This is a genomic window from Paenibacillus sp. S25, from assembly GCF_019454085.1.
Classification (GTDB): Bacteria; Bacillota; Bacilli; order Paenibacillales; family Paenibacillaceae; genus Paenibacillus; species Paenibacillus polymyxa_B.
This window is the reverse complement of the sequence record NZ_CP073683.1, coordinates 2,789,063-2,803,232: the sequence shown is the minus strand read 5'-3', so window position 1 is coordinate 2,803,232 and position 14,170 is coordinate 2,789,063. Positions and strand designations below refer to the sequence as shown.

General features: G+C 45.8%; 2 protein-coding genes. Both read right to left on the bottom strand.

Annotation, left to right across the window (positions count from 1 at the left end):
• Entirely contained in the window at positions 1–4,626 is a 4,626-nt protein-coding gene (locus KAI37_RS12260) for a non-ribosomal peptide synthetase (protein WP_220031368.1), read from the bottom strand.
• A gap of 23 nt (positions 4,627–4,649) precedes the next feature.
• Positions 4,650–13,523, bottom strand: a complete 8,874-nt coding sequence (locus tag KAI37_RS12255; RefSeq protein ID WP_481856616.1) for an amino acid adenylation domain-containing protein — start codon at positions 13,521–13,523, stop codon at positions 4,650–4,652.
• Positions 13,524–14,170 lie beyond the last annotated feature (647 nt).

Genomic DNA, 14,170 nt, shown 5'->3' with positions numbered 1-14,170 from the left:
TTATTTCAACAGATTTCCCAGCTTATCCGATAATCGGCTTGATATTTGTTCAAATTGCCCCATAGACAATTGATTATATGTAAAATCCGTAGGGCTGCGCTCCGCCTGATCTTTAGTGCAACAATGATGGATAAGATTCAATAGATGTTTTTTAAAGCCGATCGTTAATCGCTCTACCGTTGCTACACCATATTCAAGCCCGTTATATTCAAATTCAAACCGAAGGATTCCGTTCGTGATCATGCCGTTAATGTCAAATGTATTCGTCTTTTCCGCACGCGGGCTTCTCTCACCATTGGCTAAGTCTGCTAATCGGGAAATACGCCAAGGCATGTCTGTCTTGTTTTCTTCGTCGAATTGTCCCAAATAATTGAAGCTGATTTCCGGGAATGGTGCAGCGACTAGAGAAGCGGCTTTAGTCTGGTCCTTGGTCAAATAACGTAAAATACCATAACCGACGCCCTTATTAGGCACCCGCCGCAGCTTATCTTTAACCATTTTGATCTGATAGGCCAAGTTCTCGGGTCTGTTGACCTCGATTACAAAGGGATACAGGGAGGTAAACCAGCCGACTGTACGTGAGATGTCCAAATCTTTAATGATCTCCTCCCTGCCGTGCCCCTCCAGCAAAATCGGGATTTCGTTGTAACCGCTCCATTCATAAAAAGCCAGACCCAAGGCTGTAAGCAACAGATCATTCATTTCCGTATGATAGGCATGATGTACATGCTTCAACAGCTTTTCCGTCTCATCCCTGCTGAGTACCACCTCCGCTTGGCGTCGATCTTGCATCAGGCTAACCGCGATTTCATGATCTCTTGGTAACCGACGCATCCTGCGTGAATCTACATTGTTCCAGTAGCTGATTTCTTGGCGTACCTGTACACTTTCGGCGTAAGTGGTCAGTCCTAAAGCCCACTCTTTGTAAGCATCAGTCTTGCCGGGCAGATTCGGCATCTCACCTCGAGCTACCTGATCATAGGCGGTGCCCAAATCTTCCAGCAAAATTCTCCAAGACACACCGTCTACAATAAGATGGTGGATAACGATCATCAGATGATCTTGACCGGATAAATGGAATAAAGCCAAACGTATGAGAGGACCTCGTTGCAGATCCAAACTGCTTTGCAGCTCATCACCAATGTGTCGGATTTCTTCTTCAGGCTGGCTTGATTGTGTCAAATCATAGCTCGTTAATGTAAAGAACTCACCTTCGTTCACTCCCCTGTTATAGGCGGAGGCTCCCTTTTCCTCTTCCACAAAAATGAGCCGTAATGCATCGTGATGGGCTACCAGCTTGTCCATGGCATTTTTCAGCCATAATTCATTCCATCCTTCATCATTTTGCAGCATGACCGCCTGATTATAATGGTGACGATCTCTCCGATGATGCTGAAAAAAATCGAGTTGAATGGGTGTCAAGTCTACCGCACCCTCTACAATCCCTTGGGGAATGATACGGGTGATTTTTTTTATAAACGGTGCTATCAGGTGAATTTCAGGGTAACGGAATAAGTCCTTTACTTCCATTTTCAGACCTTTGGCATTTAAGCGGATTGCAATTTGCAATGCTTTAATCGAGTCCCCGCCAAGCTCGAAAAAGTTATTGTGTAATCCAATTGGTTTAACACCGATCACTTCTTCCCAGATCAAAGCGATTGTTTTTTCCAATTCATCCTGTGGTGCCTCATATACGCTATCCAACGGTGCTATTTCATCTGGTTCGGGCAGATTGGATCGGTCTATTTTCCCGTTATGGGTCAATGGCAACTGTTCCAATACAATGATTTGGGCTGGAACCATGTAGACTGGTAACTGCTGAGCCAGTTTATCTCGCAGTATGTCTTTCTCAGCTGCACCTGCAACATAGGCACATAAATACTTTTGTCCCGCTGTGTCCAGTCGATCAACAACAACAGCCTGGCGCACTCCTTCCGTTTCGAGCAAAATAGATTCGATTTCTCCAGGCTCAATCCGGTATCCGCGAATTTTATATTGGTAGTCAGCTCTCCCGATAAAATCAATATTCCCATCTGGCTGCCAGCGCGCCAGATCCCCAGTACGATACAAGCGTCCACCAGGCGAGAACGGATCAGACACGAATTTCTCAGCCGAAAGCTCCGGTCTGTTCAGATATCCCCGCGCTACAGAAGCTCCACCAATACACAGCTCGCCCGTTACACCGACAGGGACCGGACGCATCCTTTCATCAACAATATATAATTTATGATTTGGTAGAGCTCTGCCGATAGGGACAATTCCGGACAGAGGCAATTTTTCCAGCTCGTCCTCATAAAAGCTAGATTCGATTGCGGCTTCGGTAACTCCATACGTATTAATAATCCGCATCTTGCTGCCAAAACGTGTCAACATCTTACGGTAATCTGCAACAGCCAAGCTATCTGCTCCAGTAGTAAGCAGCTTTAGGGAACTGATATTTGTACCATGCTCATAGATGTAATTCAATAGCAGAGCTAAAAGCACAGGCGGCGTCTCAAACGTAGTAATCTCCTGCTGCTCCAACAGTGTAGCCAAGGCAGCTGGATCATTTCTCACGTTTTCAGGACAAATGACCAAGGTACCTCCATTGACAAATGCCTTGGCCAAATCGCATGCAAACACATCAAACGACATGCTGGCAATTTGCAGTAGCTTAACAGGGAAATCTTTAAATCCTTGGCTGTGTCTGTAACCGAGTGCGGTGTTGACATATTGTTGATGTTCAACCATAACGCCTTTGGGCTTACCTGTGGTACCCGATGTATAAATGACATACGCCAAAGAGCTGGGCTCATATGTGGAGATATACTGCTTGTTCGAATCCATCTCGGGCTGGAGTGGCAAGGTAGCGAGATCGACTACCTCGCCCATAAAATCCATTGTTTTCAGCCAGCCCGTCAGGTGAAATTGCGTAAGCACAATCGTCGTTCCACAGTCACGCAGCATATATTCAATACGCTCTTCTGGATACACGGGGTCTACTGGCACATAGGCAGCTCCGGCTTTCATAATTCCCAGCACCGCCACTATCATCTCAACAGACCTGTCAACCATGACAGCGACCAGACTCTCCCGTGTAATTCCACGCTTCTGCAAAAAATGGGCAAGAGCGTCTGCTCTATCATTGAGTTGTTTGTAAGTGAGCAGCGTATCTTCATATATGACGGCCGCTCGTTCCGGTGTACGCTCCGTCTGCGCTTCGAATATCCCGTGAAAAGTAAGTGAAGGAAACTGGACAACGGGTCCGCTCCATGTTTTCGTCAAATTTGCTTCTTCTTCGGTTGTTAACAGCCGAACGTCACGGAGGCAAACATCCGGATTGCTGGCAATTTGGAGGAAGACATGCTTCAAGTAATTGGCCAGATGCTTCATCGCTTCACCGTTGTAAACCTTGCCGTTATAGGACAATATAAAACTCATTGCCGTCTTGTCTTCAACTTCAATATTAAAGTCATACGGTATTTCTTCGAATAACCGGGCGTCCTCAATAATGAACCCGAGTTTGTCTTGCCAGTCCTGTCTCCCGATCATGTTTTCCAGCGGATAGTTCTCGAATACAACGATATGATCAAGCAAGCGTTGCTTGAGTGCAGATTGCGACTGGATTTCAGCAAGTGAACAGTATCCGTTCATCCTTCCTTGGACAGAGGCTCTCTGGACATCGCGCAACAATTCAACAAAACTCTTTTCTTCATTTAATCTAATTCGTAATGGAATGGTGTTAATGAACAATCCAACAATTCGCTCTACTTCATCCAATTCCGACGGGCGCCCAGATACAACCGTGCCAAAAACTACGTCCTTGCTTCCGTTGTAACGACCAAGTACAATTCCCCAGGCGGCCAGAAAAAGACTGCTGAGCGTGGTCCCATTGCATTCAGCAATCGCACGCAAAGTGCTGGTCTCTTTTTCCGTCAGCGACGTTCTATATTCCTGTAGCAGATAGCCGTCTTTTTCAGAAGTTGTAGCTGGAGTTTTTAGCATCGGAAGTCCAGCTGTTTGTTCGTAGCCTTGTAATACAGAACTCCAGTAGTTCTTGGCGGCCTCCTGATCCTGTTCTTCAAGCCAGTCGGCATACCCGGTGTAAGGTCGTGGTTCAGGCAATTGAACGGAACGGCCTGTATGATAGGCCTCATAGGCCGTTAACAACTCGTCCATTATGATGCCAAGACACCAGCCGTCCATAATAATATGATGAAAACTTAAAAGCAGCGTATAGGCATCTTTATCCGTTTGAAGTACAGCCATCCGGATGAGCATATCCCTGCTCAAATCGTAATGGGTGTTACGGTCCACATCCATAAATCTACGAATAGCGTCGGCTTGCTCCTTTCCGGTCAGTTCTGTCATATTTTCGTAAGTAATCGCCGTATTTCGCTTCTTAAAGACAATCAGCCGCGAACGAGAAGCGGATTTATGATAAATGTTCGAGCGCAGCGTTTCATGACGCTGAACCAGTAGCTGAAAGCTTTTTTGCAGGGCATTCCAATCCAGATCTCCCCGAATAGAAATACGTAATTGCTCGTAATAAGCCTGTGATTCTGGTTCCATCAGCGCATGAACGAGCATTCCTTCCTGTAAGGGAGTCAAGTTGACCACTTTTTCAATTTCAAGTCCTTTGATCATGGATATCCTCCTCGTACGAATCGTTATAGATTCTCATAAAACTGCTTCATGTCTTCAAACTCATCTAGATCCAAACCACGTGCTCCCACATCCGATGGTGTTAGTTGCCGTCCGGATTGGTCCAGACAATGCTGAATAATGCCCGACAAATGATGTTCAAAACGCAACAGAAGCATTCGGATAGTATCTGCTTCATACGCGTGACGGTTATAAAGCATGCAGATGGAAAGCTTACCGTCTTTTATCCACCCATCCAGATAGAGGGGATAGGCTAAACCTGAAACGCTACAATTCTGGTCGGACCATAATTCAACATCCATAGGCGATGTATGAAAGTGAGAGGAACTGACCGATTCAGAATGAATCAAGCGGAAGCCAATTTCCGGGTAATACTTAGCATTAAATTCCGATCTGCCGTAGGTTGCAGAACCATATTTTAGTAATCCATATCCTAAACCCTGGTTGGGTACTTGCCGGACCGTCTCCTTCACGTTTCTGAGCAAAAGAGAACTGTCTTCCCCAGGCTCCATGTCCAAAACAAGCGGATATATGGAACCGAATTGTCCTACGGTTCTTGAAAGGTCCGGTTTGTCCGAAGTCACAGTTTGTTGCTCCCGATCATAATGTTCAAATCCAATGGCAATCTTAGACTGTCCGGACCATTCCGCTATAGTCAGTCCCAATGCAGCAAGCAGTAACTCAGCGGTCACCGTATTATAGGTTTGGTTAGCCCGTGTCAACAGCTGGCTTGTTTTCTCGTCCGAAAGCTGTATGATGCAATTGTCTACTGGACGAAGTGTTTCGGAATGTGCAGGTGTCTCATGGTCCTTCGGTATAAATTCTCCATCGAAATTAACCTTATCCAGCCAGTAGAGTTTCTCTTTGGCCAGCTTTTTGCTGTCTGCATAGTCTTCTAGCCACCGCATCCAGGAGCGGTAAGAATCTGTTTTGTCAGGAAGCACTATCGGTTCCCCGTTGAGAGCTTGTTCATAGGCAGTTGTGAAATCCTCAAGCAGGATACGCCAAGATATGGGATCAGCCACTAGCGGATCTACAGAAAGGAAGAACTGGTCGGAACCCGACATCCGGAATAAGCCTGCGCGTACTCTGGGTCCCTCAAACATTCCATAACTATTTTGAATCTGGAAGCATTCGCTCTGTAATTGCTTGCTAGCTTCATGGTCATCATCTACAAGAGAGAACACATCAAGTGTGAACCATTCTTCATTTTCATCTCGGTATACAAGGGTAGACGGTTCGTCGATCGACGCCAGACCAAGCCGTAATCCCTCGTGATGAGTAGTTAATGTTTGCAGCACAGACCGTAACAGATCCTCATCGAAGTCCGGGTTGCCTGCAAATAGCATGGATGTTGCCGTCCGCAAGGTGTAAAATGTGCCCAGTTCATTCAACTGCCGCTGAATCGATGTTAATGGAATCTCTCCATCTATCGAATTCTGGTCTGTGTAGCGGAACAAAGTTGTCACAAGCTTGCTGAGATCCTCAATGAACGGGTGCTCCATCAAAAGAGAAATGTCAAGGGAATAACCATGCTGACGCAGACGTGAGGCAACCTGAACGGCCTTAATAGAATCGCCGCCAAGCAGAAAAAAATGATCTCGAACGCCTATAGGGTCACATCCCAAAACGTCTTGCCATACCACGACCAGCGCCCTTTCGACATCAGTTCTCGGAGCAACATAATCCGTTTGTAAAGAATCATGGCGGTCCGGCTCAGGCAAAGCTTTTCGGTCAGTTTTTCCATTAGCCGTAAGAGGAAGCTGCTGCATAGGCACCACATATGCTGGAATCATATAAAACGGCAGCTTCTGCTTGAGCGCATTCTGCACGTCCAGCGGACTTAATGGCTCAGAAGCCACAAAGTATGCACACAAATCCTTGTAGCCGTCTTTGTTCTCCCGCGCTACGACTACTGCTGATTGGATTCCGTCTACAGACAGCAACTGCGCTTCAATCTCGCCCAGTTCAATACGATATCCTCTCACTTTTACCTGTTGATCGATCCGACCCAGATACTCAATGTTGCCGTCAGGCATCCAACGCGCCAAATCTCCTGTGCGGTAAATCCGCTCATAGTCCTCCGCTCCGCTGTTAAACGGATTGGCAGCGAACTTCTCCTTTGTCAGTTCCGGTCGATTAAGATAGCCACGGGCTACTCCTATACCACTGATACAAAGTTCTCCCACCACTCCAATCGGCTGCAATCGCTCCGTACCTTCCTGTACAACATACAAATGAATATTATCAATCGGTTTACCGATCGGGATCACCGAGTGCTCTTCCACAGGCTCGCATTCAAAGAATGAAACGTCTACAGTAGCTTCTGTTGGACCATACAAGTTAATTAGTTTTGCGCTTCCAAACCCTGACATAATTCGATAGAAACGCGCCACATGCTGAGGAGGCAATGCTTCGCCACTGGCAAATACATGTTTTAACGTTTTCAATTTTGCTTGCACCATTTCCCTTGGTTGCTGCTCCAAGTATTCCAGAAAAATATGCAGCATCGCGGGTACAAAATGAAGGGTGCTCACCTTGTCTTCATTAATCGTGTTCAGGATCTGTTCGGGAGACTTTTCTCCACCGATTGGCAGCAAGCTTACTTTAGAGCCCACCATCGACCACCAGAACAACTCCCAAACGGATACGTCAAAAGTAAAGGCAGTTTTTTGCAAAATCGTATCTTCTGCGCTCAGGCCATATCTATTGTGCATCCAGCAGAGCCGATTCACGACTGAGCGGTGTTCAACAATAACCCCTTTCGGTTTCCCTGTGGAACCGGATGTATAGATGATATAGGCCGCATGGTTTGGTTCTGCTAGAGGCTCAAGGTTGGAGGCATCTTCATGCCAGATACTCATGCAGTCTGTCGTAGGCTCCGTCGACCTGGACGCTTGCAAAGCCATGATCGTGGAAGCATAATCCAACACCATTACCTTGCAGTCCGCATATTGCTTCAGCTGTTCTGCAAACTGTGGTTGTGTCAGCACCAGTTGTGTTCTCGAATCTTCAAGCATATATTGAATTCTTTCCTGTGGGTATCCCGGATCAATGGGTACATAAGCTCCACCTGCTTTTAGAATTGCATAGATGCCAATCATCATCTCAGGTGAACGCTGAGCGATAATCCCCACCGGCTGATCCGGTCCCACACCTTCTGCCCGCAGCGTTCGCGCTAAACGATTCGCCAGCTCATTCAACTCCTGGTAAGTCATACACTTATCTTCAAATATGATTGCCATGTCATCTGGAGTCCTGCTAACCTGCTGCTCAAACCTTCCGTGAATCGTTGCATCCCGCGGAAAATAGGCAGAGGTGTTGTTGAACTCATATAGTAATAAGTGCTTATCTTCTTCTGTCAGCATATCCATGTCAGCCAAGCGAATTTCGACATCTTGAGTTACGATTTCCAACACTTTTATATAATGGAGGGCAAATCGCTCAATCGTCTCCAACTTAAACAGGCTGGTCGCATACTCCCAGGTGAAAGTTAACTGGTCTTGAGTTTCCGTTACATGTAATGAAAGATCGAACTTCGATACACCTGCATTAAACTCATTCGGCTGCAAACGAAGTCCGCCGAGTTCAATGACCTCTATTCCCTTATTTTGCAGACTGAACATCGTATCAAAGATGGGATTGCGGCTTACATCGCGTACTCGATCCAGTTTGTCGACCAGTTGGTCAAATGGATATTCCTGGTGCTCCAACGCAAGCAGAGTGTTATGTTTTACGTCCTCCAGAAAAGCACTGAATGGCTGGGATGCCAGCGGTCGATTACGGAGAACTAAAGTATTCACAAATATGCCGATCATCGCTTCCGTATCCGCATGCCCTCTACCCGCTGCCGGTGTACCTACGAGGAAGTCCTCTTGCCCGCAGTATTTGCTTAACAGCACATTATAAGCTGCCAAAAGCACCATAAAGAGCGTTGTTCCCGTATCTCTTGCCAATTGATTAAGTCTATCCGTCAGCTTGGATTGCACAATGAAGGTAAGGCTGTCCCCTGCGAAGCTCTGACTTGACGGACGAGCAAAGTCAGTTGGCAGGTCTAATACAGGGAGCTCGCCGTCCAACGTGTCTAACCAAAATGCTTCATCCTTTGCTTGGCTGTCTCCGGCATAATGTTGTTTTTGCCAAACGACATAGTCTTTGTAGTGAACGTCAATGGGGGCAAGTGGCATACCCTGATACCGCGTGCTGATCTCATCCATTAATACTGCCATCGAGAAGCCGTCTGAAATGATATGGTGCATATCGATCAGCAACATAAACTGGTCACGATGGATTGCGAACAGCTCAGCCCGAATTAAAGGAGCCTTACTCAGGTCAAAAGGCTGAATAAACAGTTCACGGGTGTGATTAGCATCCTCTTCGGAAATTGGAGTAACAGGAATGTCCAGTGAAAGCACATCCTGTACCTTCTGCACGGTTTCCCCGTCTACTATCTCAAAATACGTCCGAAAGGATTCATGCCGTGAAAAAACCTCCTTCACTGCATCAATGAACCTGGAAACGTGTAACTCTCCCTCTATATGCAGTTGACCCGATACATGATACGCTGCACCTCCACCCAGTTGATCCAGCACATACATTCTTTTTTGAGCGGGAGATACCGGATAAAAGGGCTGTAAATCTGCCGGAACAAGCGGCTCAAACTTTCGCTTTTGTCCTCCTTTTACATGTGCCGCCAGTTGTGCAATCGTTTGCAAATGTAAAATTTGTACCAGCGGAATATATACTTCGAATTCCTTGTTAATTCTGCTTAGAAGAACAGTCGCTTTTAAGGAGTCTCCACCCATTTGAAAAAAATTATCGTTGTATCCGATATCAGATACATTCAAAACTTCCTTACATATGGATATCAGTTTGTCCTCAGTCATATTACTGTCAGAAACCTGCTTCTGCGAGTCCTCTATCCTGATATCTTCTGGTTTCGGCAATAATTGAAAATCCGGCTTCCCATCAGCCAAAAGAGGGATGCTATCCATCAGAACCCAAAAGCGAGGTTGCCCATAATCAGGAAGTATTGAGCTAACACTCTCTTTCAGCTTCGCTATATCCCACGAATTAGAATTATTGTCCACTATATAAGCCACTAGAAACGAAGAGTTACTGCTCTCACCGTCTTTCCGTGCCGTCAAAACACAGGCATCTAAATCCAGTGCTCGCAAAAGATGTTTTTCTATTTGCTCAAGATTCACTTGATGACCGCGAATAAGAACATCTCGGTTGGCTGCACCGATATGTCGCATTCTCCCTCCAACCTCGATATAAGCCCATTCCAGCGTCGTTCCCAGTAAACCAGCGGATGTGGCCAAATATACTTGTCCGATGGTACCAGTAGGAGACGGATGTTTATATTTGTCCAGGACACAAGGATAATTCCCTTTAGAATCCGCGTATGTCGCCCACACTTCCAAAAGCCGCTCCCTTTCCGTACTTCGAAGCAAAGACAGCGCAGATATACGCATTCCGTCTTCCTGCACAACCGAGCTCAGCAGATGTAAAAAGTATTGCGCCCATACTTCCATAGTGTCTTGTTGAAAAAGACTCGCAGCATAGTCAAAATCAAGCCGCAACTGCTGACCAGATTCCGTAACATTCAAAAACAACTCATATTGAGAAAACAATAGTTCGTGCTCCAGCAATTCTGTTTCCAGTCCGTAATAGTCAAACTCCGGAATGGGGCGGTCCATATTGAATAACACCTTCAGAACGGGCAGATGGCTTAATCCTAACTGGGCAAGTCCTGCAAAGCTGTATTTCTGATAAGCATCCAGCGTATGCATTACTCGCTTGACCGTCTGTGTGAATTCCGTGAACGTTGCTCCAGAGTCTACCTCACAAATCACTGGGAGCAAGTTAACGCAGTTGCCAATTAGCGGGGACACACCCATATGAGATTGCCCTGCGGTTGGAATACCTACCATTATTTGATTTTGGCCTGTCAGTCTGTGCAAGAAAAGCTGAAAAACAGACAATAAAGTCACAAACAAGCTGTTGCCAAGCCGAATACTGACTGATTTCAGTTGCTTCACCAGAGGTGCATCCACCACAATGGTGTGCCGTGCTCCGCGCGAAGAAGGAGAGCTGATGTTGCGTTGGAGAGACGGCAAGTCAAGGGCGGGCAATGGCTTCGCAAGTACATCTGACCAAAAAGCAAGGGCAGCCGCTCCACCTGCCTCTAACTGGTTTTGCTGCCATGCTGCGAAATCTCGGAACGGAACAGGATCGGGAAGCGTGCAGTGTTCCCCCTGTACACAAGCGGAATAAAATCGTTCCAATTCATGGAAAAACACACCGATGGACCAGCCATCTGCAATCAGATGATGAAATGTAAATGCAGCGATGTGCTTCTCATTCGACGTTTTTAAAAGCTGGATACGGAATAAAGGTTCCCCCGCACTTATTGGGAATACGGTCTCCCTGTCCTTATCCATCCAAGCACGGATATCATGTTTCTGTTCCTCTACAGTAAGACTGCTGATATCATGTAGTGGAATGCTGACGGCCATTGCCGGGGCGATGATCTGCGTTTCTCCGTCCTCCCCCATAAAGGTGCGTAAGGCTTCGTGGCGTTTAACGATGCGATGAACAGCCTCATTAAATTCCTTAACATGTAGCGGACCCTCGAAACGCAGTAAAACAGTCTCATGAAGCGACTGCGATTCCTTTGAATCCGAGACTGAGGCGAGCCATAATTGCTTCTGATCCGGAGTCAGCTTAATCGTCGATTCCTTAAGGTCTGCAGTTGCAGTTTCAGGAAAAAAAGCCTTGTTTAGATCGTTTTCATGAGGGTGCAGATCCGGCAGAAATCCTCCTTTGCGCAGCTCATTAACGCTCTCTTTAATTGCCTGTACAATTCGCTCTATATCTTCCGAAGTATGAGCCGTTGACAAAAAACAGTTCCGGCCTTCCCATATATAAATTCCTTTATCCAGCATGTGATAGAAGAATAGTTCCAAGTCACCTTTAAGGACGAAGCGGAACAAGGAACCGAAGTAAACGACCTTTATAGGTATCTGTTCCTCCGTAAAATAGTGATTCAGTTCTGCTACGAACGCCTTCGTACGACTATTTAGCTCGTTATGCAATTGCCCCCTGTCCTTCTCCAACTGCTCTAGTACGGCCAGGGAAGCTGCCATAGCCAGGGGATGATGGCAAAAAGTTCCTGCTACAAACGTCCGCTGTTGCTCATGCGGTGGATAAGAGTCATCTCCGAAGCTCCACATCCCTCCATCAATTCCATCCATGAACGATGCTTTACCTGCCACGATACCGATGGGAAGACCGCCGCCAATGATTTTACCGTAAGTTACAAGATCGGCTTCAATGCCGTACCACGCCTGCGCACCCCCTGGCTGAATACGGAAGCCCGTAATTACCTCATCAAAAATGAACGCAGTCCCGGATTGCTCCGTAATCTGGCGTACTTCCTTCAAAAAAGCTGCGGGCTGGAAATCAGGACGACGACTCTGCACTGGCTCTATGAGAACAGCAGCCAGTTCATGGGCATGGGAGCGGATATAATGGAGTGACTCGTCCGTTCCATAGCTGAGCACAACGACATCGTCCACCATGTGCTGTAGTACACCAGGTGCCAGGGGAGTGGAGTGTTGTTCCCTGTCATCCGTTGTCCCCCCCAATGCCAATATTCCATCAAAGGTACCGTGATAGGAACCAGAAAAAATCACCACTTTATCGCGCCCGGTGGCAGCCCGTGCTAACCGAAGAGCGACCATAATCGCCTCTGTCCCCGAGTTATATAGCGCAATTCGTTCCATGCCTGTCATTTTGCAAATTTTTTCGGCAATCTGTCCGGCCATATTAGACATCGGTCCAAGGCACATCCCGTTATGTATTTCCTTCTCTATCGATTCACGGATAAAGGATGGGTTGTGACCAAACAAATTGACCCCAAACCCCATCGTCAAATCAATATATTCATTACCATCCAAATCCCAAATTTTAGAACCCTCTGCACGCTGGGATATAATCTGATACACCATTTCCTTGTGAGCAAGCCTAAATCCGGCCACATTCCGGTTATTGGCGTATACAGACCTGTATTGCTGAGTATACTCTTTGGTCTTTCGTGTGCGCATCGTGTAATGTTCAATCAGCTTTTGCAGATGCTTTTCCTGCCTAAGTGAAAGTGAATTATGGGCTTGTACATTTATTTTTTGATAGGGAACAAATGCTTTCAATTTTTTTCTGTCTGGCAAAACAGCCGACACGGAAGCCTGTATGGGGAAAACAGAAGTGACTGTGGCAGCTACCTCCTTCATCGCGGATGTCTGAGGCTCGACAGAAGTTTGTAGTGAAAGCGATTCAGGCATTGCCACTGGTGCAGGTCGAGATTGACACAGTATTTCCATCTGCTGCGACATGAGTTGAAGTTGCATTTCTAAAATTCGTTCTCTCCCCGCAAGTACATCCTTATTTGATAGCTTGCTTTCATGTGATGCTGGGCCTTCTATAGGGATAGTAGATTTTTGACTCCAGCCCGGCAAGACGGAAGGCACCGAAGAAGTGATACTGGACGACGCAGCCAGCTGATGCTCCTCCGAATTCCGGGTCAATTCTTCAGAGGTCGAGGCTACCCTATCAGCAATATAGTTTGTCAGCAACTCCAGCGTAGTCAGTGATTCAAAAAACTCGTTCATCGGGATATCCAAGCCAAATGTACTTTTAATGCTGTGTTTAACCTGAGACAGAAGAATAGAGTCTAAACCCAGTTCTAAAAAATGTTTTTGCGGCTCTAATTCGTCTGGACTGAGTTGGGATACACTTTCGATTATTTTTGACAGTTTATTAGTAATCGTAGATTTTTGCGGATTGGAAGCAGATTCCGTCGAGAAATATTCATTCACCATCTTTTCAGACTCCTTTACTATGGGGTATTCAAGGAATTAATTTTATCCTTTCCAGCTGTGACGCTAACCCAAAAAGCACGATTTAACCAAGCTAGGGGTACAGATAAAGTTCTCATAGGAAGGTAAATATGAACGGTCCACTGTATAAGGAACCATCCTTATACTAATAAAATATAATTATCCATCTAGTAAAACGAGGATCTAATTTGTTTTATTAAACCATTAATGGCTAAATTCTTTTATTCAACTTATTATGCAGGATATAGTTTTTTTCCAGTATTGATTCTTAAAAACTCAAATCTTTTCCTTTGCTCGCTGACATGCGTTCTCATAAAGTTTAAAAGTTATGATACTCAAAGCTCAAATTAAAGACTCAATTTAAAAGTAAATGTTAGAATTCATCATCTAATTTATGACAATTGAATTCGATGAAGCTATACGCATGCCCAATTGAGATTTTCTTCATCTCCGACCGACTTTCTCATAACTGATACCCACACTACTAAAAATGCCAAGTCCTAAAATAGAACCTGACATTTTATCAAATTTGGAGGGTAAAGACGCCGAAGTGCACTTTACTCAATTTTCCGGCAACATCAATACGGGATTGGACAGTTCACTTGAAGTCACTTCGTTTCTTGACA

Coding starts and splice junctions, on each gene's coding strand:
- KAI37_RS12260 (WP_220031368.1), bottom strand. CDS start 4,626: ATGATCAAAGGACTTGAAATTGAAAAAGTGGTCAACTTGACTCCCTTA.